Genomic DNA, 25,285 nt, shown 5'->3' with positions numbered 1-25,285 from the left:
ATAAAATTAATGTTTAAAATGACGTGTTCCTGTAAATACCATTGCTACATTATTTTCATTACAATAATTAATGCTTAATTCATCTTTTATTGAACCTCCTGGTTGAATAACGGCTGTTATTCCAGCTTTATTTGCTATTTCAACACAATCAGGGAAAGGGAAGAAAGCATCGCTTGCCATTACAGATCCAGTTAAATCAAATTCAAAAGAAGTTGCTTTTTCAATAGCTTGTCTTAGCGCATCAACTCTAGATGTCTGTCCTGTTCCAGATGCACAAAGTTGTTTGTTCTTGGCTAAAACGATTGTATTTGACTTGGTGTGTTTGCATATTTTAGAGGCAAAAATTAAGTCTTCAACTTCTTCTTCTGTTGGTTCAGTATTAGTAACGTTCTTTAGTTGTGTTTTAGTATCTGTAATGTTATCTTTATGTTGAACCAATACTCCATTTAAACATGTTCGTACTTGTTTTTCAGGTAAAGGAATATCATTAATAACTAATACAATTCTATTTTTTTTCTCTTCTAATAAGTCAATAGCTTCTTTGTCGTATGATGGTGCTATAATTACTTCGCAAAATAAACTATGAATTTCTTCTGCGGTAGCTAAATCAATATTCCCATTTGCAATTAAGACACCTCCAAATGCGGAAGTAGGATCTCCTGCAAGGGCATCTAAATAAGCTTCTTTCATTGATCCTCTTGTTGCAATTCCACAAGCATTGTTATGTTTTAAAATTGCAAAAGTAGGTTGGTCGTATTTAAATTCGCTCATTAAATTTACAGCAGCGTCAACATCTAATAAGTTGTTGTAAGATAACTCTTTTCCATTTAATTTTGTGAACATTTTGTCAAAATCTCCAAAAAAGAATCCTTTTTGATGAGGGTTTTCACCATAACGTAGTGTTTGCCCTTTATCAATGCTTATTTTTAAATAAGTTTCGTCTGTATTAAAATAATTAAATATAGCAGTGTCATAATTAGAAGAAACATGAAACGCTTTAGTAGCTAGTAATTTGCGTTGTTCTAACGTTGTTGCTCCATTTCCTTCTGTGTAAAAATCTAAAAAAGAAGCATATTCTTCAACAGAAGCAACAATTACAGTGTCTTTGAAGTTTTTTGCAGCAGCTCTAATTAAAGAAATACCTCCAATATCTATTTTTTCAATAATATCAGCCTCGCTAGCATCACTTGCAACTGTTTTTTCAAATGGATATAAATCAACAATAACTAAATCAATTTGTGGAATTTCAAATTCTTGCATTTGTGCAACGTCAGTTGGATTATCTTGACGATTTAAAATCCCTCCAAAAACTTTTGGATGTAATGTTTTTACACGTCCACCTAATATTGAAGGATAAGAAGTAACATCTTCTACTGCAACAACAGGAATTCCTAATCCTTTTATGAAAGATTCTGTTCCACCTGTTGAATAAATAATTACATTGTTTTTGTGAAGTGATTTAACAATAGGTTCTAATCCCGTTTTATCAAATACAGAAATTAATGCCGATTGAATTGTTTTTGTTGTATTCATTGTGTTGCGTTGTTTAAGCTGCAAAAGTAGTTATACTTATTAAAAGATTCAAGAATATAATAAGAGAAAATAGATTTTTTTTGAAATACTTTTTAATGGTTTTTGATAAGTTATTAATTTTGGTGTAATCACTCATAAAATCAGTATGTTGTTAAGTAAAAGTGTTTTGTGTTATTGGTTCTAATAATATGTCTTTTTAATGCCTTTTTTAATGTAAATATGCTTTGTTTTTAGAATATACAATTGATGTATTATTTTATAAAAAATGGTTATGATATGTTATTTCTATTCCTTTTTGTAACATTTTTGGAATTCGCTCTACTAATAAGAGAATCAGTTTTGTATTATGTTATTATATCTACGATTACTTAAAGAGAGTTTAAGCTTTGCATTAAATGCTTTGCGTAACAATAAATTACGTACACTTTTGTCCTTGTTAGGGGTTACAATTGGTATCTTTTCAATTATTGCAGTGTTGGCAGCAGTGGATTCTATGGATAAAAAAATAAAGGAAGACTTGAGTGATATGGATTTAAATACAATCTATTTAATTCGTTTTTCTTTTGGACCATCTGATATACCTCGATGGAAAAGACAGCAATTTCCTGATGTCACTTATGAAGAGTACGATTATTTGAGAAGATCGGTAAAAGGAGTTGATAAAATGTCGTTTAATCTTTTTACAAGAAATGAGAATGTTAAATATGAAGATAAAACAGTTAATTCTATTCGGGTAAAACCTTCAACAAATGAATTTATTGATATTGAACCTATAAAAATTGAAAGTGGTAGATATTTTAATGAGTCCGAATCAAATTCAGGAGCTCCAGTAATTACAATCGGAAGTGAAGTGGCAACTGGCCTTTTTGGCAATATGGATCCAATTGGAAAAAAAATTAGATTATATGGTCAAAAGTTAACAGTGATAGGAGTCTTGAAAAAACAAGGAGAAACGACATTTGGAGACAGTAATGACGTGGCGGTTTTTTTACCAGTAAATTTTTTAAGAAGAATGTATGGTGATAATAACAAAACATTAACGCCTGCAATATTAATTAAACCTGAAAAAGGAATAGATATTGATGAATTTAAAGCAGAATTGACTCAGAAACTTAGAACTTTTAGAAGTATAAAACCAGGTGAAATAAACAATTTTTTTATTAATGTTCTTTCTGGATTTACAGATTTTATTGATAATATTATTGGACAAATGAATGCAGTAGGATGGGGAATTAGTTTTTTCTCATTATTGGTTGGTGGTTTTGGAATTGCTAATATTATGTTCGTTTCTGTAAAAGAAAGAACAAACCTTATAGGGATACAAAAAGCCTTAGGGGCAAAAAATAAATTCATATTATTCCAGTTTCTATTTGAGGCTATAATCCTATCAGTAATTGGAGGACTTGTTGGAATGTTTTTGGTTTGGTTGTGTGCAGTGGGATTAAGTGCTGCTGTTGATTTTGAATTTATATTAAGTGCTAAAAATATGCTGTTAGGTACAGGTTTAGCTATTTTTATAGGACTTGTATCGGGAATCGTTCCTGCTATTTCAGCTTCTAAGCTAGATCCTGTTGAAGCTATTAGGACTGGAATGTAGATTAATTACAAAAAAAATGCTTAGAATCTTCTAAGCATTTTTTTTGTAATTAATTATCTTTTCATAGTGAAATGAGATTTAAATTCTCTTTTTTCACCGTTATGAGTGTAATTTACAATAAACCAATAATCGGTTGAAGGTAATGGTGTTCCATTGTATGTTCCATCCCATCCTTTACTAGTTGGAGATATCTGTTTGATTAGTTTCCCATATCTGTCAAAAATAGAAATTATAGCAGTTGAATCTTCTTCTAAATCAAATATATTCCATCGGTCATTATAACCATCTCCATTTGGAGTAAAGAACTTAGGATATTTAATTACGGTGAAGTGGATTTTAGTGTCACCACAATTCCCAAGAATATCATTCACTGTAATGATATGATCTCCAGAGCTTATATCATAGAATTGATTGTTGGTTTGGAAATTATTATTATCTAATTGGTATTCATAAGAGCCAAATCCTTGATTTATAATTACTGTGGCAATAGCAACATCTTCGAATGCATTTGTTAGAATTACTTCAGCGATAGCAGTACTAGATTGAGTAACAGTCGCTGTAGTAGGAGCAAAAGAACAATCGGGTGCATTTTCAGGACTTAATCGTATTGGAATTACATCGTAAGTTCCTATTTGATTAGCAATATATTGAAATCCATTACCCATTAATACACCATTTAAATACCATTCAATATCGTAGTTGGTGCTATTTAAAATAGAGTTTTCTATTACTTCAAGTGTTGTTGTATTTTCAACAATTCCTGTTTCTGGATGTACACAAATTATTCCGTTTTCTACTTCAAAAGTTGATAAAGGATGAATAGTGAATTCAAATTGTTGTTCATCAAAACAATTAACGTTGTCGGTTGCACTAGCATAAACCCAAACAGTAAATGTTTCGCTAGTTGAACCTGGATTAACCGAAAAAGTATAGTTAGAAGGTTGAATAATATCTGTTGGATTTCCTCCTGGTTGACTGTAATAATTTATAGTGTAAGGAGTAGAGTCTAGTGCTGGTAATGAAAAGGAGTTGCAATGATTCGTTCCATTGATTGCTGAAAAATCAATAGGATGTGTGTTTAAATTTGGAGTAGGAGATATGGTAACAGTAAAACTTTTTTCTTCTGTACATGGGAAGCGATCTCCATTACTCGCATAGACATAAATTGTTTGAGAATTAGTTAATGTGTAGTTAGAAGGTTGAATAATATCTGCTGGATTTCCTCCTGGTTGACTATAGTAATTAATACTGTAATTGTCAGGAGACTCAGGAGAATGAGTTAATGGTTGTAATATAAAATTATCGCAGCTTGCTTCGTTGTTGTAATCTGGAAGTCCTATGAAATTATAATAAGCAGTAAAGGGGATATTTGTGAAACAGCCGGTTGTAGGTTCTATGGCGTAAATGTAAAAGTTTTTAGTTTCTTCAAATATCATATTAGGTGTAATGAGAATTCCATTGCCATTTGGTTCAGTATAATAATTACCATTAATTGGATCAGGAAGTGAATAAGGTGCACAAAAATATAAATCTCCTACGGTGTCTACAGGTGGTAGTGGATTTATTGTAACTGTAAATGTGCTTTGGTTGTCACAGCCAACATTGTTCGCAGGGGTATATATGTAATATGTGCTAGGGGAATAATTGTTTCCTGTTAAATCAATGATATCACCAGGATTTAACATGTTCCCTTGTCCGTTAGGTTCTGTGAAATAATTTCCATTTGTAAGAGTAGGTAAAATATAATAATCACATTCAATAACATCGACTAATTCGTCTACTGGAGGTATAGGTAAAATGGTTACTTCAAAAGACATATTATCAGTACAGTTTGGGACAGTGCTTGTACTTGCATATATGTAAACTGTTTGTGAAGTTGTTATTTCTGTTTGAGAAGGGATTTCTGTTCCGGTTCCATTTGGACCAGTATAGTAATTTCCAGCATCTAAATTTGGTAAGGTATAACTTCCGCAACTTGATTGATTTCCAATGTTATTTATAATATATATGGTAAAATTGGATTGATTACTACAGCCATTATTGTCAGATCCATTTGCTATTGTTATTGTTTGAGTAGTTGTAATGAAATCTCCTGCATTAAGAGGGGTTCCTTGAGCACTAAAATAATTTCCATTAGTTAATGGTTCTAAAGTGTAACTCATACAGGTAACTACATCGTTTAATTGATCTACTTGAGGTAGAGGATGTATGATTAAAGGAAAGGCTTCTTCTTTACAAAATGTCTCATTTACATCGGCATAAAAATAAATAGTTTGACTATTAGTAATGCTTGTTCCAGTTTCGATAAGTTCGTTTGATGAATTTGTTGGTCCGCCAGCTTGTCTGTAAAATGATCCAGCAGGAGAATTAGGGATAATGAATTCACCACAATGTTCAAGAGGAATGGTGTATTGATCTATTAGTGTTACTTGAAAAGAAGATTCATTTGTACATCCATTTGCATCAGGACCGTTAAAAATATAATAAGTTCCGCTAATATCTATACTATCTCCATTGTTGTACATTATTCCAGTTCCATTTGGTTCTGAAAAATAATTTCCATTTATAATATTTGGTAGTGTATAGGTATGGCACTCAATAACACTGGCAATTGTATCGACAGGTGGTAAAGGATGAATAATGATTTCAAAACTAGATAGTCCGAAACATTCTGTGTTTATTGAAGATTCAACTCTTACCCAAATAGTTTGGGTGTTTATACCTGACCCAATAGTGTAATTTGTTGGATTTGGAAAACTTCCATTTCCTCCTGTTTGAGCTTCTATTTGGCTTGGATAGAAAGAAAGATTGTAATTTTGTGAAAGATGAGGATTGTTCTGTAATGAGTTTGCTACTAAATTTGTAGAAAATCCACTTGAAGAAGTACAAGTTTCAATATTATCAATGGCATTTATGGTTATAGGATTGTCAACTAATAAGTCAAACGTATAAATCGCATCACAAAAATTATTCGTATTAGTGTTTAATAATGACAAATAGATTGTTTCATTTCCTGCGCTATTGTAATTTGATAATTGCGTTTGTGGTATTGCATTTGTATTATTCGTAGCATCAGTTAAAGAGTTGTAATATGCAATATCGTAAACGACATCATCAATGCCTAAGTTTATTTCATTGTTTATTGTTAAATCATAATTATAGTTTAAACTTCCATTATTACATACTACTAGGTTTTCTGGAGTATTAACTTGTAGGTCTAAAAAGCGAATTTCATCAGTAATTATACAATTTGTTCCTGTTTTTGTAGCAGTAACTTCGTATAATCCACTTTGTGTAACTGTAAGGGTATTGCTTGTTTCTGATAAAAGATTTCCATTTAAAGTCCAGCTATGTGTAAACTCAGTATCATCTAAATTAGAAGTTATTGTTCTGTTGTCTCCGTTACAAATTGTACTATCGATTCCAAGATCAATTGTGGTTACAAAACTTCCAGAAGCTAGGAATACAGCGGAATCAAAACGAGAATCTTGATAATCTCCTATAGCTAATCTTATTTTATAAGGTGTGTTTGGGATAACAGATGAAGAAGCATTCATTACCACTGTGTGTCCTCTCATGTTTAGCGTTGAGTTCGGATTGTTGACATTATAAGTGCTAAACAATCCACTATTTGATGATAAACAGTTTCCGTTATATGCTTGATCTCTGATGTTTAATGCTGAAATTGGAGTATTTGTATTAGGTATTACCGCTAAATTTGTTGTAGTATTTGTGTTTAAGTCTGTCAAAAAGAAAGCAAAAGTATCGAAAGAAGCGCATTGCCATTGTCCGTATTCATTAGACGCAAATAAAAAATCAAAACTAAAATTTGATGAAAGAGGAATAAAATCAAATTCTAAATATGCTACATCTGTTATGTTTCCAGATTGTCCAAGATTGTTAATAATAGCTTGTAAATCTGAATCGCCAGAATTGTTTTCTTGACTATCTAGATTGTTTCCAGTGTACGATCCTGCTGAATGGCGAGCAATTCCACTTCTTATAATAATACCTTCGCTAATAGGGAAAGAAGATCCGTTGTTGTTAAAATAAGCAATAGATTGTGGGGAAGAAATGGAAATGTTTGATACATCTGTACATGAATTTCCTAATAATAAATCGACCAGTTGATTTGGAGAATTACTAGTATCGTCAATCGTTATTGATTGAGAATATGTTACTAATGGTAAAAACCATAGCAATAGTGTTAAATTTTTCATTATGATATCTTTGGGTGCTGAAAATCACTTAGTTATGTAAAGGTAGGGTATTATTTTTATTTTTAAAAAGACAAAAAGATTAAGTTGTAGGTTTGTCTTAATCTTTTTGTTAATATTATAATTTAATCGTTTAATTTTAAAACGGCCATAAAGGCTTCTTGAGGAATTTCTACATTTCCTACTTGTCTCATTCGTTTTTTACCTTTCTTTTGTTTTTCTAGTAATTTACGTTTACGAGAGATATCTCCTCCATAACATTTTGCAGTTACATCTTTTCTTAATGCTTTTATGGTTTCACGAGCAATGATTTTAGCACCAATTGCTGCCTGAATAGGAATGTCAAATTGTTGTCTTGGAATTAATTCTTTCAATTTTTCACACATTTTTTTACCAATATAATAGGCATTGCTTTCGTGGATTAAAGCAGAAAGAGCATCAACAGATTGAGCATTTAATAAAACATCAAGTTTTACTAATTTTGATTCACGCATTCCAATAGGTGAATAATCGAAAGAAGCGTATCCTTTTGAAACTGTTTTTAATCTATCATAAAAATCAAATACAATTTCGGCTAAAGGCATATCAAAATTTAATTCAACACGCTCAGGTGTTAAATAGGTTTGATTTGTAATAATTCCACGTTTCTCAATACATAGACTCATTACATTTCCTACGAAATCAGATTTTGTAATAATAGTTGCTTTGATATATGGTTCTTCTACACGATCTAATTTTGAAGGCTCTGGTAAATCGGAAGGATTGTTTACAATGAGAATAGTATCAGGCTCTTTTTTAGTAAAGGCATGGTAGGAAACGTTAGGAACAGTAGTAATAACTGTCATGTCGAATTCTCGTTCTAAACGCTCTTGAATAATTTCCATGTGTAACATTCCTAAGAATCCACAACGGAAACCAAAACCCAATGCAGCCGAACTTTCAGCAGCAAATACTAAAGAAGCATCATTTAATTGGAGTTTTTCCATGGAAGCACGTAAGTCTTCAAAATCCTCAGTGTCTACAGGGTAAATACCCGCAAATACCATTGGTTTCACGTCTTCAAATCCTGTAATCATATTTGTGGTTGGCGTTTTCGCATCAGTCACAGTATCACCAACTTTTACTTCTTTTGCTTCTTTTATTCCAGAAATTAAATAACCAACATCTCCTGTTGAAATTTTATCTTTTGGTACTTGATTTAGTTTTAAGGTTCCTACTTCATCGGCAAAATATTCATTGCCTGTTGCCATGAATTTAATTTTTTGACCTTTTTTAATTTCACCGTTCTTTACACGAAAAATTACTTCAATTCCTCTAAACGGATTGTAGTGAGAGTCAAATATAAGGGCTTGTAGTGGTTCGTCTGGATTTCCTTTAGGCGCTGGTACTTTTTCAATGATAGCTTCTAAAATTTTATCAACACCAAAACCAGTTTTTCCTGAAGCATGGATAATGTCTTCTAGTTTACAACCTAATAAGTCGATAATGTCATCGCTTACTTCTTCTGGGTTAGCACTAGGTAAATCTACTTTGTTTAAAACAGGAATGATTTCTAAATCATTTTCTAATGCTAAATATAAGTTCGAAATTGTTTGAGCTTGAATACTTTGTGCAGCATCTACAATTAGTAAAGCGCCTTCACAAGCTGCAATAGAACGAGAAACTTCGTATGAAAAATCCACGTGACCTGGAGTGTCAATTAAATTTAAAATATAATCTTCTCCATTGTGTTTATAGTTCATTTGTATAGCGTGACTTTTAATAGTAATTCCACGCTCACGTTCAAGGTCCATATTATCTAATAACTGTGCTTTTTCTTCACGAGCAGTCACAGTTTGCGTAGCAGCAAGCAATCGATCAGCAAGAGTACTTTTCCCGTGATCAATATGAGCAATAATACAAAAGTTTCTAATATTTTTCATTGCAAATTTATTATAGTCATAGTTGGTCAATTTGCTCTACATCAAATTAAATAATACCAACAATAATTTGCAAATATAATATTAGAAAATAGAATTAATTGAAAATCTTTTTGAAAAACCCCTTTTTTTTAGTTATTGGACCATTTTCAATAGAATATTTCCTGAATTCTATTAATTTTTTCTTTAATTCCTTGTTTAGTTTTTTTAAGCTTTTAGTTTTCATTTTTATAGTTTTAATATATCAAATATATGGTTTTTTAACATTATTTAATAGTATTTTAATCTATTTTTGTTAAAACACTTATTTAATATTAGGCTATAAATAAATTTTTAACACAAAACTTTTTTATTATGAGTAGTAGACCCACAAAACAAGATTTAAAAAACATAGTAGTAGATACAGGTGTAGAAAATGTACTTCTATTTGATATTGATGGCGATTTAATTGAGTCGAATGATTTTGAATATGATGGTAATTATTCAGCAATGTCAGGTATGATTACAACTATGAGTAAAGAAATTATTCAAAACCTTGATTATGGGGATATGGATAAAATTACAATTCATGCAAACAATGGATTAATAATTATTAATAAATTTAATAGAGATTACTATTTGGCTTCTTTTACAAGAGATAGTTCAAAATTAGGGTTATTAATGAAAACAATGGATTCGGTTATTAATAAATAGAATACTTTTATAAACTAAATATAACAACTTTATGTCAGATTTTTTAACAACTTTCGTAGAAGATTTAAAAACAAATGTAGCTGGGTTTATTGCCGTTGCAGTTACTGAAGTAAAAACAGGAATGTCTTATAAATCATTATCAATACAGCCGTCATTCGACCCTGAATTAGCATCAGCTTACAATCTTGAAGTGGTAAAGGCTAAAATGACTGCAATAAAAGCCTTAGGTCTTAAGGAAAAGATTGAGGATATTATGATTACACTTTCTAATCAAATACATATAATTAGTGTTTCTGCAAATGAAGAGTACTTTATTTATCTTGCAGTAGATAGTAGTAAAGCAAATCTAGGAATGACTAGAGCGATGTTGAAAAAATATAGTAGGGAAATTGAATCTAAAATGTAAATGTCTTTTTAAACAATCTCTTTTGATAGTTTAAATTAGTCAATTTTAATTCTCCAAGGGTTTTAATTCTTGGGGTTTTTTTATAAATGATAATGGACGTATACTCTTCTCTAATTTTAAAAGTTAAAAGAGTTTTGTATAGAATATAATCTCTTATTCTTTAAGTAATATGCTTTTCAAAAAGTATTAAATAGCTATTATTCAACAATCTTTAGTATTTTTGCAAAAAAATAATAGAACAATGCCCAAAATTGGCAATATAGAATTACCAGATTTTCCACTTTTATTAGCTCCTATGGAAGATGTAAGCGATCCTCCTTTTCGTCGTTTGTGTAAACTACATGGAGCAGATTTAATGTACTCTGAGTTTATTTCGTCAGAAGGATTAATTCGTGATGCAATGAAAAGTAAACAAAAATTAGATATTTTTGATTACGAAAGACCAGTAGGAATTCAAATTTTTGGTGGAGATGAAGAAGCAATGGCATTAAGTGCCAAAATTGTTGAAACCGTTCAGCCAGATCTAGTAGATATAAATTTTGGTTGTCCTGTCAAAAAAGTGGTGTCAAAAGGAGCAGGAGCAGGAGTGTTGAAAGATGTAGATTTGATGGTGCGTTTAACAAAAGCTGTTATTAAAAGTACTTCTCTTCCAGTTACAGTAAAAACTCGATTAGGTTGGGATGAAGATTCTATAAATATTGATGAAGTTGCAGAAAGGTTGCAAGATATTGGTGTACAGGCTTTAACAGTTCATGCTAGAACAAGAGCGCAAATGTATAAGGGTCATTCTGATTGGACACATATTGCTCGCGTAAAAAATAATCCAAGAATTACCATGCCTATTTTCGGAAACGGAGATATAGATTCACCAGAAAAAGCATTAGAGTATAAAAACAAATTTGGTTTAGATGGTATGATGATAGGGAGAGCAGCAATTGGCTATCCTTGGATTTTTAATGAAATTAAACATTTCTTTAAAACAGGAGAACATTTGGCAGCACCAACAATGAAAGATCGTATTGAAGCAGCTAAAAATCATCTAATTTGGTCAGTAGAATGGAAAAATGAACGCGTTGGAATTGTTGAAATGCGTAGACATTATACCAATTATTTTAAAGGAATCCATAATTTTAAAGAATATAAACAAAAATTAGTAACAACAGATGGTTTGCATCAATTGTTAGACGTTTTTGATGAAATAGACGAAGTTTTTTCAAATTATGAATTTGAAATATAACCTTTTGAAAAAGCACTAGGACTTATGCCTCTGTGGTTTTTAAATAATTTATTAAAATGACTAGAATCATTAAAACCAAGCTTCGTTGCAATTTCATTAATATTAAGTTTTTTTTCTTCAAGTAATTTTTCGGCTAATTTCAATTTCATTTTAATTACATATTGTTGTAATGAAATTCCAGTATGCTTTTTTATGTAAATACTTATATAATTAGGTGATAAGTGGAATTGAGTAGCTATGTTTTTTAATTTCATTTTTTCATTATCCAAAACATAAGTTCTTATGTGAGATAAAATGGAATTTAAGCGCTCCGTATCTTTATCTAAAACTATAGAAGAATTAAAATCTGAATTTTTATTTCTAGCAATTAGCATCATTACCGCAAAAAAAGTCTTTTGAATTATTTCTTTACTTAATATACTGGTATTTAAAAATTCATGTTGAATTATTTTTAAAAGTGAAAAAACATGTTTTTTATCAGTTTTATCACAAATAGCACATCCCTCATTTAAATGATCTTGTTTTAAAATTGTTTCAAAAGTATTATTAGAAATTAAAAGTTTATTAATTTCTAATAAGTTTGAAAAGAATAATTCAGTAAACTTAATAAAAGTAAAAATAGTTTTATTCTCAATTATAAATTCATGAGCATCATTTGGCGTTATCAAAAAAACATCTCCCTTTTTATACTTAAATGATATTTCATTTAATAAGTGAATACCTTTTCCTTTTTCTATAAAGATTAATTCATAGAAGTTATGTTGATGTAACTCAAATTCCCAAATTTCTAATTCTAAAGAAAATACATTGAAGGGATGAAAATTATTAAACCGTTTCATGTTGGGATAGATTTTTACAAATATACAATAGATTTTTACAATTTTTTAAAGAGGAAAGAGAGATAAATTTGTGCAGTTAATTAAAAACAAAAAAATGAAAATAAAATTTATAAAAGTAATTACAGTACTAAGTTCTCTTTTCGTTCTTTCAAGTTGTACTTCAAAAGTAAAGGATGAAACAAAAAATGAGACAGAAACAAAAGTAGAAAAAGATGTTAAATCATATTGGCCAAATGGAGCACAATTAGTGATTTCAGTTTCTATGCAATTTGAAACAGGTGGACAACCTGAAGGTGCAGAAAGTCCATTTTCAGGCAATCCGTTACCAAAAGGCAATCCTGATTTACCAGCAGAATCTTGGTTTAGATATGGTGCTAAAGAAGGTGTTTTTAGAATGTTAGATCTTTGGAAAAAACATAGCATTCATGTAACTTCTCACGTAGTTGGTGAAGCGGCTGTAAAATATCCTGATGTAGCAATGGCGATTGCAAATGGAGGTCATGAAATTGCAGCACATGGAATAGCTTGGGATGATCAATGGAATAAGACTTATGAAGAAGAATTAGAATTTGTTAAAAAAGGAATAGATACAGTAGAAGCAATTACAGGACAACGAGGCATTGGTTATAATAGTAATTGGTTGAGAAGAGGACCAAATACTTTAAAAGTTTTACAAGAATTAGGGTTTTTATATCATATAGATGATTTAAGTAGAGATGAACCATTTATAACAAAGGTTAGAGGTAAAAACTTTGTAGTTATGCCATATACTTTAAGAAATAATGATATTGTTAATGTTGAAGGAAAACATTGGAGTCCAGATCAGTTTTTGACTCAATTAAAAATGGAATTTGATCAATTGTATGAAGAAGGTCTTAAAAAAAGAAGAATGATGTCGATAAGCTTTCATGATAGAATTGGAGGTTCTCCAGCTATGGTAAAAGCTATGGATGAATTTTTAAATTATGTACAAGCTAAATCGGGTGTTGTCTTTATGCGTAAAGATGAAATTGCAAAAATGATTCAGAACGATCCGAATACACCAATTGACAACTCAGAAGAAAAATACAATAATTGATTTTGCTATGAAGTTTAAGATGAAAATCATGTTGTTACTTCTAATTGTTAATAGTAGTTATGCACAAATAAAACTACCTTTTAAATTAGAAAACCAGTGGAAAATCAATGGATTTGAGAATCCCGAGAGTATTGTAAAAGATAAGGAAATACTGTATGTGTCAAATGTAAATGGAACCCCGACTGATAAGGATGGGAACGGATATATCTCTAAGGTTAGTTTAGATGGAAAAATAATTCAGCAAAAATGGATTATTGGTTTGAATGCTCCAAAAGGATTGGGTATATATGGAGATACTTTATACATTGCTGATATTGATGTTGTTATGGCTATAAATATCAAAACAAAAGAAAAAATACTTCATAAAGTTGAAGGGGCTACTTTTTTAAACGATATTACTGTTGATAATCAAGGTAATATCTATGTTAGTAATACATTTGGGTTTAGTGCTATTTATAGATTGTCTAAAGGGAAAGTCTCACTTTGGATGAAAGATGAAAGTTTGAACTTGCCTAATGGATTATATGTTAGTGGTAACGATTTGTATATAGCTAATTGGGGGACAAATCTTAACCCTAAAACATATGCAACAGAAATTCTAGGAAATTTAATTAAAGTTAATATTCTGACTAAAGAAATTATAAAGCTTACAAAACCAGTTGGGAATTTAGATGGAATTTCTAAAACGATACATGGTTTTTTAATTACAGATTGGTTGGCAGGGAAATTACTCTATATCAATGAAGATTATGAAGTGGTTGAGGTTCTAGATTTGCCTCAAGGAAGTGCGGATATTTATTTCGATAAGAGTACAAAAACAGTCTATATACCATTAATGTTGGATAATCAAGTTCTAAGCTATCAATTTAAAAAAATAAAAAAATGAAAAGAGTTCTTCTTTTAGGTATTATATGTTTTAGTTTACAAGTTTTGAATGCACAATCAAATGAAACTAATTTGGAGATAAATGCAAATGAAATCCAATTAATTGATTTTGAAAAATTACCGATGGATACGATTAGTGATGGAATTAGACGGCAATGGATACATGGAGCAAAAGGACAAATGGCATATTTTCATTTGAAAAAAGGAGCTCATATTCCAATGCATTCACATCCCAATGAACAGATTACATATATTATCGATGGGAAAGTAAAAATTAAAACATTTTATAAGGAAAAACCAGTTGAATATATTGTAAAAAAAGGACAAGTAATTATTTTTCCAGAGAATGTTCCACATGAATTTTTTGCTTTAGAAAATACCTTAGATTTAGATGTGCACGTTCCAGTTCGTCAAGATTGGCTAACAAATGAATTGCCAGATTATTTAAAAAAGAGTAAATAAAAGAGTAAATAAAAGAGTAAATAAAAGAGTATGAAAATGATGCCTAAGAACACAGCATATGTTTTGCTACGGATTACTATGGGAATCAATATTTTTTGTCATGGATTCGTTAGAATTCCTAAGCTAACGAGTTTTAGGGATTGGATGGTAAATACTTTTGTAGATAGCATGCTTCCTTCTTGGACTGTTTATTCATGGGGAACAATATTACCTTTTATAGAATTTATTATTGGATTATTTTTAATTATTGGGTTTAAGACCTATGAAACAACTATTGCTGGAGCAAGTATGATTGCAATTTTAATTTTTGGGTCATGCTTAACTGAAAATTAGGAATGGGCAGGAATACAAATGATATATGCTTTATTCTTCTATTTTCTCATCAGTAATATTGAAAACAACAAATTTGTAATTGACACAAAAAATAAATTATTATGAAAGCTATCGGATTTAAAACCTCATTACCTATAGAAAATGAGGATAGTTTTATTGAATTTGAAATAATAAAACCCAAACCAAAAGGAAAAGAAATATTAGTAAAAATTAATGCTATATCAGTAAATCCTGTTGATTTTAAAATAAGGCAGAATAGTGCAAAAGATATTGTTTTAGCAGAACCGAAAATCATTGGGTGGGATGCAGTAGGAATAGTAGAAGCAATAGGTGACGATGTATCTCTTTTTAAGGTTGGGGATGAAGTTTTTTATGCAGGAGATGTTACAAAACAAGGGAGTAATGCTACTTACCAATTAGTAGATGAACGTATTGTAGGTTTTGCTCCAAAAAACATAAGTAATACTGAAGCCGCTGCAATGCCATTAACATCTTTAACCGCTTGGGAAATACTATTTGATAGAATCAGGATTTCAAAAGAAAAAGATAAAGGGAAAAGTATTTTAATTATTGGAGGTGCTGGTGGAGTAGGCTCGGTTGCTATTCAGTTAGCTAAGAAAATAGCAGGATTGACAGTGTTAGCAACCGCTTCGAGAAACGAAACAACAGATTGGTGTAAGCAAATTGGAGCAGATCATATAGTAAATCATAAAGACTTAATGAATGATGTTCGTAAAGCAGGATTTGAACACTTAGATTATATTGTGGACTTTGTTGATACAAATGATTATTGGGATATAATGGTTGAATTAATAAAGCCACAAGGACATATTGCATCAATTACAGGTTCGTCTGAACCAATTGTACTTAATAAGTTAAAAAGCAAGAGCGTGAGTTTTTCTTGGGAATTTATGTTTACAAGATCAATGTTTCAAACAGATGATATGATTGAACAACATCATATATTAAACAAAATATCAGCTTTATTAGATAGTGAACAAATTGTTTCTACAGTAAGTCATACATTTAAAAGTTTTACTGTAGAAAATTTAAAAGAAGCACATAAGTTGTTAGAAAGTGGGAAAACAATTGGTAAAATTGTAATTGAATATTAATCCAATTGGAAACTGGAATTATTGGTCTATAAATAAACTTCAAGCTTTATTTGAGAATAATGAAATTAAAGTGTGGACAATACATTTAAAACCAGGAGATTCATTGCCTTTTTACAAGCATCAATTACGTTATTTTTAGACAGCCTTGTCAAATGGGAAGTCAAAATCGTATTATAACGATGGAAGAGTTGTTGAATTTAAAAATGAAAAAATGAAAAAAATATTTAGTAATTACAAATTAGAAGGACATACATTAAAAAATCGCTTTTTAATGGCGCCAATGACGCGTTCAAGAGCTACTCAGCCAGGTGATGTTCCAAATGTATTAATGGCAGAATATTATAAGCAAAGAAGTACAGCAGGAATTATTATTACAGAAGCAACACAAGTTTCATTACAAGGAAAAGGTTATGCTAAAACACCTGGAATTTATACACAAGAGCAAATTGAAGGATGGAAATTGACAACGAAAGCAGTTCATGAAGCTGGAAGTAAAATATTTTTACAATTGTGGCATGTTGGCAGAGTAAGTTCTTCAAAAGTAAATGGATTGCAACCTATTGCTCCTTCTGCAAAAATAGCAAAAGACACAAGTGTTTATATTTTTGATGGCGCTCCAAATGGAGATGCAACATTTGTACCTGTTGAAGAGCCTAGAGAAATGAATCAAAACGATATTAAAAATGTAATTAATGAGTTTGTTCAAGGAGCAAAAAATGCAATTGAAGCAGGATTTGATGGGGTAGAAGTTCATGGAGCAAATGGTTATTTAATAGATCAGTTTTTACGAAGTAATTCTAACCAAAGAACTGATGAATATGGAGGTAATAAAGAAAATAGAATCAAACTTTTAATTGAAATAACAAAAGCAATTATCAAAGCAATTGGCAAAGAAAAAACAGGAGTTCGTCTTTCACCATTTATAAGTTTTAAAGATATGAATGATCCAGAGATATTAGAAACAATAATGCTTGCAGTAGAACAATTAAATGACTTAGATATTGCTTATATTCATTTATGCGAAGCCGATTGGGACGATGCTCCACAAATTCCTCTAGAATTTAGGATAGAATTACGTAAGAAATTTAAAAATACAATTATTGCAACAGGAAATAAAACACCGAGAAACGGAGAAACATTGTTAGAAAATGAATTAGTTGATTTAATTGGTTTTGGACGAAAGTTTATTAGTAATCCAGATTATCCTATAAGGGTAAAAGAGAATTTAGTATTAAGTGATATTTCAGATAATCATACTCTGTTTGGAGGAGGAACAGAAAGAGGATATACAGATTATTCAAATGCTAAATAAAAAAATAGCCTTAATTTAAATTAAGGCTATTTTTTTATCCGTGATATACTCTTGAAGAAATTATTTTTTCATTTTTTATTTCTAAAACTTCAGCAATAAACAAGTCTTCTTCATTTTCAACCTTGCGTATGTATTCCATGAAAACCCTATCTGAATTTACAGTTAAAGAAGTAGCTTTGTAGTGTAAATTTGGCAATCTTTCGAAAGCATCTTTCCACCAAGAGCGCATTGCTTCTTTTCCTGTGATTAACCCGTTAGTTTCAGGATGACGAATTTTTAATTTTGGGCTATAGTGTTGTGCTTCATCGTCATATAGCGCTAGTAATTTTTCAAGGTCTTTAGCGTTAAAAGCTTCAAACCAACGAAAAGCAATAGATTGTATTTTCTCAGTCATATAAATGGTACTCATTGATGATTTAATCTACTGAGTCTTTTTACTTTATTAAATTAAATTAGAAAATAAATTTCTTAGCTGTTTTTTAAATTAATGATTTCTTGTTCAGTTAAAAAACGCCAATTTCCACGTGGTAAATTCTTTTTGGTTAATCCAGCAAAAGTAACTCGGTCTAATTTGATAACATTGTATTTTAAGTGCTCGAAAATTTTTCGCACAATTTTTACATTAGCTGTTTTCATTTTAATTCCTATTTCACTCTTAGGCTCATTTTCAATGTATGTTACTTCTTCAACATAAACCCTGTGTTCATCAATTGTTAATCCTCCTGAAATTTTTTCTAAATCCTCGTATCTTAAATTTTTGTCTAATGTTACCTGGTATAATTTAGAAGAACGTTGATTTGGCGTTGTAAATTTTCTAACCATATCAGTATCATTGGTAAACAATAATAAACCAGTTGTTGTTTTATCCATTCTACCTACAGGCTGTAAGTTGGCTTTAGTTGCTCCTCTTACTAAATCTAAAACATTTCCGTCTCCTTTTGCATCATCACCAGCAGTAGAAAAGTTTTTAGGTTTGTTTAATAAAATATATTCTTTCTTTTCAGGATTAATTATTGAGCCATCAAATTGTACAGTATCTGTTAGCTTTACTCTATATCCCATTTCTGTGACTACTTCACCATTTACTTTTACATTTCCACTTTGGATATAGATGTCAGCATCTCTACGACTACACATTCCTGAGTTAGAAATGTATTTATTTAAGCGCATTTCATCTGGATTAGAAGGCGCTTTTGGTGTTTTTGGTGCTTTTGATTCTGTAGGTTTTACAGAAAATTTTGAAGGTGTTTTTCTAATAGGTGCATTCCCCCTTGAAGCACTAGGTTTTTTTGTTCCACCTTGTCTTGAAGAAGTTCCTTTCTTCTTGTTGTTGTCTCCCTGATGACGTGTCATTCTCTAAATATTTTGTGCAAAGATATAACTAATAACTAGATATTAGTTTTTTTCCATGAATCAAAACTAATGGATCTATTAAAATAATGCAAAAAACACCAGAAACAATTATAAATTTTAGTAAAAAATGAAGTTTTAAATAGTCTGTTTTTTCTTTTGACTTCCATAATTTTAGTAAAAAAAAGACGAGGAAGATTAAACTGGTATAAAAATAAATATCCATATAACCCACATCATATATATCAGTCAAGAAGTAAACAGGAATTATAGTTAAAGTTGTTATTATTGAAATAATAACTTTGGAAGTATATTCTCCAAACAAAACAGGAATAGTTTTGTATTCATTTGCTAAATCTCCTTCAATATTCTCTAAATCTTTTATTAATTCTCGTATGAAAATAATAAGAAACAAAAATGTAGCATGAGCAAAAATAACTTGATAGAAATTCCTATAATACATTAGGATGCCAAAAAAAGGGAGCACAGCTAATACTGCTGCGGTAAGATTACCTATTATAATTTGTTTTTTTAGTTTGTGTGAATAATACCAAATTAAAAAAATATAAGATGAAAAAAATAATACGGCCTTCCATGAAATAAAACTAACCAACGTTACGACTAAAAAATTGATAGCAAAATAAACTTTTAATTTAGTAGATTGGCTAACAAGTCTGTCAATCATTGCCTTTTTAGGACGGTTTATTAGATCTTTTTTTGCATCATAAAAATTATTAATGATATACCCTGAAGCTATCGTTAACGATGATGAAAGTACTATTAAAAACATTTTCCAATCTAGTAGAATGTTCATAGCTCTCTCTTCGGGTGCTAAAATGTATATGGCAGAAAGATATTGTGCAAGAGCGATTACCCATATATTATAACCTCTTACAACAGAAAAAAAACTGAAGATTTTGGTTAAAAATAATTTAGATTTCCGTGTCAGCATAATAATCAAAAAAGCACACTTAAGATAAATCTATAGTGTAATAAGTGTTGTTAAAAACAATAAGTTTATTAAAAATTGTAAACTATTTCAAGTTTATAATCTTTTAAAGATGTTTTTGCTTTTTCAATATCCTCAGTAAAACCAAGAATATAACCACCACCACCTGATCCACATAGTTTTAAGTAATAATCATTAGTTTCAATTCCATTTTGCCAAATTTGATGAAACTGCTCTGGAATCATAGGCTTAAAATGACTTAAAACTACTTTCGAAAGTTTTTTAGTGTTTTCAAATAATGATTTTATATCGCCGTGTAAAAAATTATCTACACAAGCATCAGTATGTTTGATAAATTGTGATTTTAACATTTTACGAAATCCATTGTCCTTTAAGTTTTCCATAAAAATATTTACCATAGGAGCTGTTTCTCCTACAATACCTGAATCTATTAAGAAAACAGCACCTTTACCTTGTGTACTTTGACTAGGGATTCCTGTCGGTTCAATATTATCCTTTGAATTGATTAATATTGGAAGACTTAAATAACTGTTTAATGGATCTAAGCCAGAACTTTTTCCATGGAAGAAAGATTCCATTTGAGAAAAAATGGCTTTAAGTTGTAATAATTTATCGCGAGTTAAGTTTTCTAAAACTGTAACCTTATTTGTAGCATATTTATCATATATAGCAGCAACTAAAGCACCACTACTTCCTACACCATAACCTTGTGGAATACTTGAGTCGAAGTACATTCCATTAGATATGTCATCGTTTAATGCATCTAAATTAAAAGTAACCAATTCCGGTTGCTCTTTTTGTAAATGAGCTAAATGCAATGCAAATTTTTGTAAACTCATATTAGAGTTTTTCGCATCTGTTGAAGGATTTTTGTCCGTTTTTAAAGCTCCTTTGTAAAAATTGTAAGGTATTGAAAGTCCTTTAGAGTCTTGGATAATTCCATATTCTCCAAACAATAATATTTTCGAATAAAATAAGGGTCCTTTCATAAGTTTTTAATTCAGGTTTAAAGTAAAGATACAAAATTAAATGGATTTTGCACCATTGCCAATTTGGTCACAAATATACTGTTCATTTTGACAATAGTCAACTAATTCATTCTTAATAAAATGTAAAACTTCTTCTTTCACATTTTCAGGATATAAAATATGAACATTTGCTCCAGCATCTAATGTAAAGCAAACAGGAATTTGAGTTTCGTTTCTAAATTTCCAAATACGATTAATGATTTCAAGAGTGTTGGGTTTCATTAAAATAAAGTATGGCATTGAAGTCATCATCATAGCATGCAATGTTAAAGCTTCACTTTCTACAATTTTAATAAATTCGGAAATGTTTCCAGTAGATAATATGTCTTTTATCTTTGAAAGATTTTCATGCGCTTGTTCAAATCTTTTTTCAGCATAAGGATGATTATGCATAAGATTGTGTCCAACTGTGCTTGAAACTTGTTTCTCTCCTTTATCGACTAATAAAATGGTATCCTGATAATTTTTAAAATTAGAATGGATATTTGAAAATTCTACTCCAAATAAATCAGAACTGTTAGAAACTTCTTTGTGATTCCCCCAAATCACAACTTCTCCTTTTATACTTCTACAAGCACTTCCACTTCCTAATCGCGCCAAAAAAGACGCTTTTGAATAAAAATAATCATCTGATATTGATGGAGATAATTCTTTCTCAAGATTCATTATGTTCATAGCCAAAGCAGCCATTCCTGATGCAGAAGAAGCAATTCCTGAACTGTGAGGAAAAGTGTTTTCAGTATGAATGGTTAAATGATAATCGTTTAAAAATGGACAATAAACGAGAATTCGTTCTAAAAATTTTTCAATTTTAGGATTGAAACTTTCTTTTGGTTTTCCTTCGAAAAATAAATCAAATGAAATTTTGTTCTCTAATGAATTATTTATGATTGATTTTTTATTTTCTACAGAAAGCTTTGTAATTGTTTTACAATTATTTAAAGTAAAACTGATAGAAGGATTTGCAGGAATTTGATTTTCTTTTTTCCCCCAATATTTTACTAATGCAATATTACTTGGAGCACTATATTGAAAAGTAGCATTGTTAATTTCTGAATAATTAGAAGCAATAAAATCTTTCTCGGAAAACATAGGTGTAATTTTTAGCAAAAATACCAAATTTGATTAACTCCTTTCCGACTTTATTTAAGAAATTATCATTTGTCAAAAATTAGACATTGTTGAGAATGTTTTTTATTTCTTTATTTAAGATGAAAATAAGAATACGCCTTTTAATAAAATAATATTCTTTACTTTCTCAGTTTATTCGTTAATTTGTTTCAAAATAAAACAGAATGAGTAAGTCTTTAAGAATTGTATATATAGTAGTTATTTGTTTAGCAGTTGGTTATTTATCGAGTTTAATTACTCAAAGCAGTATAACAACTTGGTATCCAACTATTAAAAAACCATTTTTTAACCCTCCAAATTGGGTTTTTGCTCCAGTATGGACAATTTTGTATGTAATGATGGGAATTGCTGCTGGATTGGTTTGGGATAAATTAGAAGAAAATAAAGAATTAGTAAAAAAAGGACTTTTCCTTTTTACGATTCAATTATTATTAAACCTTTTATGGACCTATTTGTTTTTTGGATTGCAGAATATTTTACTTGCATTACTAGAAATAGTACTTTTACTGTTAATTATTTATGAAACATATTTGGTTTTCAAGAAGATAGATAATACTGCTGGAAAATTATTTATTCCCTATATTGCATGGGTAGTTTTTGCTACAATCCTAACTATTTCCATTTATTTTTTAAACTTCTAATTTGTTATTTTTCTTAAACTGTTAATTTTTAGGTTTTTATAATTGTTTTTTTGTTAAATTTTTATAATTTTGAGATTAATCAAAACTAAAAGTTATGTCCAAAAAAGCAGTTTACCTACTTGGAATAGTATTTACAATTCTTTTAGGTACTTGGTTATATATAATATACTGTTGTGATTGTTATAATGTGCTTAATAATAACATTGATACAAAGGAAACAATAGAAAAAGAAAGTATAGACTTAACAAATTCTAATTCGGTAGAAATTAATAAAGGATTTGGATTTAAAGGAAAAGAGTTAGATTTTAATTGTTCCGATAATTTTCTTTTTAATAAATCAAACTTTAATCTTTTACTCCCTATCTCAGACTCCATTAATCTTGGAATTTCTAAATTAAAAGAACAATTAGGAAAAACATCTTCAAAATTTCATATAAAAGGATTTTATACTTCAGATGAGGTAAATAATTCGATTTTTCCAAATCTAGGATTAGCAAGAGCAAATGGTATTAAAAACTATTTAGTAGAACAAGGTATTCCTGAAGGAAAATTAGAATTGTTTGGAGAATTAAATGAAAATGATCCTGTTTTTAGAAATGATACAATATTTAATGCCGCTTCTTTTGAATGGCTAGAAGTTGATGAAAATGAAGCATCAACTGAGAACTGGAGTGTTGTTAAGAATCAAATCAATGCAGATCCGTTAGTTTTATATTTCAATACCGGACAAGCAACAATTGAATTAAGCGAAGGAGATAAGCAAAAGATAGCTACTATTGTAGATTATTTAAATCATGTTAAAGATTCTAAAATTATTATTGAAGGACATACAGATAATGTTGTAGGACCTAGAAATACTAATTTGTTCTATTCAGAAGAAAGAGCAAATTTTGCTAAAAAATATTTTATTACCAATGGTATTTCTGAAGAAAAAATGGAAGCTTATGGAAGAGGGTCAACAAAGCCGATAGCGGATAATAATACAAATGTTGGACGAGCAAAAAATAGAAGAACTGAGGTTACTATAAAATAAAAACATATTAACTAACATATAAAATTATGAATTTACCTTGTTTTTTAATTCCAGCTTTAGTTGGTATAATTTGTGGAATATTAGGCTACTTATTAGGGAAAAATTTTTCAAAACAAAATGAAGATTACGATTCTATAAAAGATGATTTAGATAGCTGTAATAGAAGAAATTCACAGTTAAGATTGGATATGGATAAATTACGATCTCAAATGGGAGAAATCTCAAATAATAAACGATCTTCATTTACTGAAAGTATCTCTAAACCAACAATTCTACCTTTTAACGCAGAAGCAGTAAAAGAGGTTTTTGGAAAGAAAATTAATGAAAATGATTTGAAAATAATTGAAGGAATAGGTCCAAAAATAGAAGAATTGTTTAAAACTTCAGGAATTTTAACATGGAAGTCATTATCAGAAACCTCTGTAGATAGATGTAAAGAAATTTTATTAAAAGCAGGTGAGCGTTTCCAAATTCATGATCCAGGAACATGGCCAAGACAAGCTAAATTGTGCTATGAAGGCAAATGGTTAGAGCTAAAAGATTGGCAAGAAATTTTAGACGGTGGAAGAGAAAGATAATCATTGAAGAATAGGAAATGTCTTCAAAAGAATGAATAGCTTTAATTAGAGTACTTACAACTATTTTAACAGGCAAATTCAAATGGTTATAGACAATAGCCGTTATATTCTTTGTTTTTTATCTTTCGTTAAATTTCATTTTTATCGTAAGATAAGGTTTCATCATAAGCATTAACATCGTTTGGTTACTCCTACTTTTGAATAGTTAGCGTCTAGTTTTACCTTATAAAAAGCCATTCTTTATTAAGTCTTTAGTTTTACAGTTTGGGCAAATTAAGCTATCACTAATTCTGATACACAAGGTCGACTTTTTTATCATTTTCTTCGTTTTAAGGCTTTATTATATAATACAAAAAGTAACGCAATATTGCGTTACTTTTTAATACCTATTTCTATTTTTTTATTGATTATCAAATTATTAATTTCCAATAAAAATTGTATCACTAAATCTGAAACATTACCGGATGATATATAGTGGATTGAAACTTGTGTATAGCGATATAGATATTACAAGTAGAACCGCCACTTGGAAAATAGAAACTTTAAAGTCTGGCGATATAAAATTAAGTAGTGATGCTTTAAAATTTAACTATGCCAAAGGAAAGACTATAAATTACTTTTATATTTCAAGTTCGAAGAGCTCAATATCATACGACATAAAATTTAAGGAAACATAGGGACTATAAATTATTTAAACAGTTTAAAAGAATAAAATATTCTTTAATTTATTATTTTGTTTACGTATTATTCCTTTTTGGATCAATCTATATTGCCAAAATTGTTATAATATGGCGAAATGTGTTTATTTCGGAAAATTGCGACATTGTTTTTAGAGGATATATTTTTCAAGACAATTCGTTATTATTGTTAATTATGAGTTTTATACTTTTTATATTTCTAATTTCCAATGTTTTAATTTTTAAAATAA

23 protein-coding genes are annotated in these 25,285 nt (G+C 29.7%); 14 read left to right on the top strand and 9 right to left on the bottom strand.

All coding sequences use genetic code 11. The annotated features are described in order from the left end of the window. Positions 1 to 6 precede the first annotated feature (6 nt). Complete coding sequence (gene purH, locus LXD69_RS03020) at positions 7 to 1,533, bottom strand: bifunctional phosphoribosylaminoimidazolecarboxamide formyltransferase/IMP cyclohydrolase (RefSeq protein ID WP_045969144.1); 1,527 nt, start codon at positions 1,531 to 1,533, stop codon at positions 7 to 9. 346 nt (positions 1,534 to 1,879) lie between these two features. Here purH and LXD69_RS03015 point away from each other — a divergent pair, with 346 nt between their 5' ends. Further along, positions 1,880 to 3,130: an ABC transporter permease gene (locus tag LXD69_RS03015; protein ID WP_045969142.1), complete on the top strand. Its 1,251-nt coding sequence runs from the start codon at positions 1,880 to 1,882 to the stop codon at positions 3,128 to 3,130. A 53-nt stretch (positions 3,131 to 3,183) separates the two neighbouring features. Here the strand turns inward: LXD69_RS03015 and LXD69_RS03010 are convergent, their stop codons facing one another. Both LXD69_RS03010 and lepA read right to left on the bottom strand, forming a co-directional pair. Beyond that, positions 3,184 to 7,350, bottom strand: coding sequence for a T9SS type B sorting domain-containing protein (locus tag LXD69_RS03010; RefSeq protein WP_246917464.1), 4,167 nt, complete (start codon positions 7,348 to 7,350; stop codon positions 3,184 to 3,186). A 122-nt stretch (positions 7,351 to 7,472) separates the two neighbouring features. Then, the gene (gene lepA, locus LXD69_RS03005; RefSeq protein WP_045969138.1) at positions 7,473 to 9,269 is read right to left on the bottom strand and encodes a translation elongation factor 4; all 1,797 of its coding nucleotides are present in this window, start codon (positions 9,267 to 9,269) and stop codon (positions 7,473 to 7,475) included. Positions 9,270 to 9,620: 351 nt separating this feature from the next. Between lepA and LXD69_RS03000 the strand changes: the two genes are divergently transcribed. The 3 genes from LXD69_RS03000 (at position 9,621) to dusB (ending at position 11,602) form a co-directional block, all read left to right on the top strand. Beyond that, complete coding sequence (locus LXD69_RS03000; RefSeq protein WP_045969136.1) at positions 9,621 to 9,959, top strand: roadblock/LC7 domain-containing protein; 339 nt, start codon at positions 9,621 to 9,623, stop codon at positions 9,957 to 9,959. A gap of 31 nt (positions 9,960 to 9,990) precedes the next feature. Beyond that, a complete protein-coding gene (locus LXD69_RS02995; protein WP_045969134.1) occupies positions 9,991 to 10,365 on the top strand; it encodes a hypothetical protein in 375 nt (124 codons plus the stop codon). A 241-nt stretch (positions 10,366 to 10,606) separates the two neighbouring features. Then, entirely contained in the window at positions 10,607 to 11,602 is a 996-nt protein-coding gene (dusB, locus tag LXD69_RS02990; protein WP_246917461.1) for a tRNA dihydrouridine synthase DusB, read from the top strand. Here the strand turns inward: dusB and LXD69_RS02985 are convergent. After that, entirely contained in the window at positions 11,584 to 12,441 is an 858-nt protein-coding gene (locus tag LXD69_RS02985; RefSeq protein WP_246917458.1) for an AraC family transcriptional regulator, read from the bottom strand. The genes dusB and LXD69_RS02985 overlap by 19 nt on opposite strands. 94 nt (positions 12,442 to 12,535) lie before the next feature. Here LXD69_RS02985 and LXD69_RS02980 point away from each other — a divergent pair, with 94 nt between their 5' ends. From LXD69_RS02980 to LXD69_RS02950, 7 genes are all read left to right on the top strand, one after another. Next, positions 12,536 to 13,519, top strand: a complete 984-nt coding sequence (locus LXD69_RS02980) for a polysaccharide deacetylase family protein (protein ID WP_246917455.1) — start codon at positions 12,536 to 12,538, stop codon at positions 13,517 to 13,519. Positions 13,520 to 13,547: 28 nt separating this feature from the next. Continuing rightward, positions 13,548 to 14,405: an SMP-30/gluconolactonase/LRE family protein gene (locus LXD69_RS02975; protein WP_246917452.1), complete on the top strand. Its 858-nt coding sequence runs from the start codon at positions 13,548 to 13,550 to the stop codon at positions 14,403 to 14,405. Then, positions 14,402 to 14,866, top strand: a complete 465-nt coding sequence (locus LXD69_RS02970) for a cupin domain-containing protein (RefSeq protein WP_045969128.1) — start codon at positions 14,402 to 14,404, stop codon at positions 14,864 to 14,866. Before LXD69_RS02975 ends, LXD69_RS02970 begins: the two co-directional genes overlap by 4 nt. A 36-nt stretch (positions 14,867 to 14,902) precedes the next feature. Then, complete coding sequence (locus LXD69_RS02965; RefSeq protein WP_246917450.1) at positions 14,903 to 15,199, top strand: DoxX family protein; 297 nt, start codon at positions 14,903 to 14,905, stop codon at positions 15,197 to 15,199. 101 nt (positions 15,200 to 15,300) lie between these two features. Beyond that, positions 15,301 to 16,314, top strand: a complete 1,014-nt coding sequence (locus LXD69_RS02960; RefSeq protein ID WP_246917447.1) for a zinc-binding alcohol dehydrogenase family protein — start codon at positions 15,301 to 15,303, stop codon at positions 16,312 to 16,314. Then, positions 16,304 to 16,453 carry a hypothetical protein gene (locus LXD69_RS02955; protein ID WP_246917444.1) on the top strand — a complete coding sequence of 50 codons (150 nt, stop codon included), beginning with the start codon at positions 16,304 to 16,306 and terminating at the stop codon, positions 16,451 to 16,453. Before LXD69_RS02960 ends, LXD69_RS02955 begins: the two co-directional genes overlap by 11 nt. A gap of 72 nt (positions 16,454 to 16,525) precedes the next feature. Next, the gene (locus LXD69_RS02950; protein WP_246917442.1) at positions 16,526 to 17,626 is read left to right on the top strand and encodes an alkene reductase; all 1,101 of its coding nucleotides are present in this window, start codon (positions 16,526 to 16,528) and stop codon (positions 17,624 to 17,626) included. Between the two features lie 34 nt (positions 17,627 to 17,660). Here LXD69_RS02950 and LXD69_RS02945 read toward each other — a convergent pair whose 3' ends face one another. From LXD69_RS02945 to LXD69_RS02925, 5 genes are all read right to left on the bottom strand, one after another. Further along, a complete protein-coding gene (locus tag LXD69_RS02945; protein ID WP_235270933.1) occupies positions 17,661 to 18,035 on the bottom strand; it encodes a nuclear transport factor 2 family protein in 375 nt (124 codons plus the stop codon). Between the two features lie 59 nt (positions 18,036 to 18,094). Continuing rightward, entirely contained in the window at positions 18,095 to 18,979 is an 885-nt protein-coding gene (locus LXD69_RS02940; RefSeq protein WP_045969124.1) for a pseudouridine synthase, read from the bottom strand. A gap of 28 nt (positions 18,980 to 19,007) precedes the next feature. Next, positions 19,008 to 19,928, bottom strand: coding sequence for a geranylgeranylglycerol-phosphate geranylgeranyltransferase (locus LXD69_RS02935; RefSeq protein WP_045969122.1), 921 nt, complete (start codon positions 19,926 to 19,928; stop codon positions 19,008 to 19,010). 68 nt (positions 19,929 to 19,996) lie between these two features. Beyond that, complete coding sequence (locus tag LXD69_RS02930; protein ID WP_045969120.1) at positions 19,997 to 20,935, bottom strand: mevalonate kinase family protein; 939 nt, start codon at positions 20,933 to 20,935, stop codon at positions 19,997 to 19,999. A 36-nt stretch (positions 20,936 to 20,971) separates the two neighbouring features. After that, a complete protein-coding gene (locus LXD69_RS02925; RefSeq protein WP_246917440.1) occupies positions 20,972 to 22,066 on the bottom strand; it encodes a diphosphomevalonate/mevalonate 3,5-bisphosphate decarboxylase family protein in 1,095 nt (364 codons plus the stop codon). A gap of 203 nt (positions 22,067 to 22,269) precedes the next feature. Here LXD69_RS02925 and LXD69_RS02920 point away from each other — a divergent pair, with 203 nt between their 5' ends. From LXD69_RS02920 to LXD69_RS02910, 3 genes are all read left to right on the top strand, one after another. After that, entirely contained in the window at positions 22,270 to 22,746 is a 477-nt protein-coding gene (locus tag LXD69_RS02920) for a TspO/MBR family protein (protein WP_246917437.1), read from the top strand. 94 nt (positions 22,747 to 22,840) lie between these two features. Further along, entirely contained in the window at positions 22,841 to 23,779 is a 939-nt protein-coding gene (locus tag LXD69_RS02915; RefSeq protein ID WP_246917434.1) for an OmpA family protein, read from the top strand. A 26-nt stretch (positions 23,780 to 23,805) separates the two neighbouring features. Then, complete coding sequence (locus LXD69_RS02910; RefSeq protein ID WP_246917431.1) at positions 23,806 to 24,357, top strand: hypothetical protein; 552 nt, start codon at positions 23,806 to 23,808, stop codon at positions 24,355 to 24,357. The last annotated feature ends 928 nt before the right edge of the window (positions 24,358 to 25,285 follow it).

The sequence above is a fragment of the Flavobacterium sediminilitoris genome (assembly GCF_023008245.1).
GTDB classification, from domain to species: domain Bacteria; phylum Bacteroidota; class Bacteroidia; order Flavobacteriales; family Flavobacteriaceae; genus Flavobacterium; species Flavobacterium sediminilitoris.
Note: the sequence above shows the minus strand (reverse complement) of the source record. Positions and strands in the feature narration are given on the sequence as shown.

Bases quoted from the DNA above. Each gene is read 5' to 3' on its own strand.
- purH (WP_045969144.1), bottom strand. From the start codon at position 1,533: ATGAATACAACAAAAACAATTCAATCGGCATTAATTTCTGTATTTGAT.
- LXD69_RS03015 (WP_045969142.1), top strand. From the start codon at position 1,880: ATGTTATTATATCTACGATTACTTAAAGAGAGTTTAAGCTTTGCATTA.
- LXD69_RS03010 (WP_246917464.1), bottom strand. From the start codon at position 7,350: ATGAAAAATTTAACACTATTGCTATGGTTTTTACCATTAGTAACATAT.
- lepA (WP_045969138.1), bottom strand. From the start codon at position 9,269: ATGAAAAATATTAGAAACTTTTGTATTATTGCTCATATTGATCACGGG.
- LXD69_RS03000 (WP_045969136.1), top strand. From the start codon at position 9,621: ATGAGTAGTAGACCCACAAAACAAGATTTAAAAAACATAGTAGTAGAT.
- LXD69_RS02995 (WP_045969134.1), top strand. From the start codon at position 9,991: ATGTCAGATTTTTTAACAACTTTCGTAGAAGATTTAAAAACAAATGTA.
- dusB (WP_246917461.1), top strand. From the start codon at position 10,607: ATGCCCAAAATTGGCAATATAGAATTACCAGATTTTCCACTTTTATTA.
- LXD69_RS02985 (WP_246917458.1), bottom strand. From the start codon at position 12,441: ATGAAACGGTTTAATAATTTTCATCCCTTCAATGTATTTTCTTTAGAA.
- LXD69_RS02980 (WP_246917455.1), top strand. From the start codon at position 12,536: ATGAAAATAAAATTTATAAAAGTAATTACAGTACTAAGTTCTCTTTTC.
- LXD69_RS02975 (WP_246917452.1), top strand. From the start codon at position 13,548: ATGTTGTTACTTCTAATTGTTAATAGTAGTTATGCACAAATAAAACTA.
- LXD69_RS02970 (WP_045969128.1), top strand. From the start codon at position 14,402: ATGAAAAGAGTTCTTCTTTTAGGTATTATATGTTTTAGTTTACAAGTT.
- LXD69_RS02965 (WP_246917450.1), top strand. From the start codon at position 14,903: ATGATGCCTAAGAACACAGCATATGTTTTGCTACGGATTACTATGGGA.
- LXD69_RS02960 (WP_246917447.1), top strand. From the start codon at position 15,301: ATGAAAGCTATCGGATTTAAAACCTCATTACCTATAGAAAATGAGGAT.
- LXD69_RS02950 (WP_246917442.1), top strand. From the start codon at position 16,526: ATGAAAAAAATATTTAGTAATTACAAATTAGAAGGACATACATTAAAA.
- LXD69_RS02945 (WP_235270933.1), bottom strand. From the start codon at position 18,035: ATGAGTACCATTTATATGACTGAGAAAATACAATCTATTGCTTTTCGT.
- LXD69_RS02940 (WP_045969124.1), bottom strand. From the start codon at position 18,979: ATGACACGTCATCAGGGAGACAACAACAAGAAGAAAGGAACTTCTTCA.
- LXD69_RS02935 (WP_045969122.1), bottom strand. From the start codon at position 19,928: ATGCTGACACGGAAATCTAAATTATTTTTAACCAAAATCTTCAGTTTT.
- LXD69_RS02930 (WP_045969120.1), bottom strand. From the start codon at position 20,935: ATGAAAGGACCCTTATTTTATTCGAAAATATTATTGTTTGGAGAATAT.
- LXD69_RS02925 (WP_246917440.1), bottom strand. From the start codon at position 22,066: ATGTTTTCCGAGAAAGATTTTATTGCTTCTAATTATTCAGAAATTAAC.
- LXD69_RS02920 (WP_246917437.1), top strand. From the start codon at position 22,270: ATGAGTAAGTCTTTAAGAATTGTATATATAGTAGTTATTTGTTTAGCA.
- LXD69_RS02915 (WP_246917434.1), top strand. From the start codon at position 22,841: ATGTCCAAAAAAGCAGTTTACCTACTTGGAATAGTATTTACAATTCTT.
- LXD69_RS02910 (WP_246917431.1), top strand. From the start codon at position 23,806: ATGAATTTACCTTGTTTTTTAATTCCAGCTTTAGTTGGTATAATTTGT.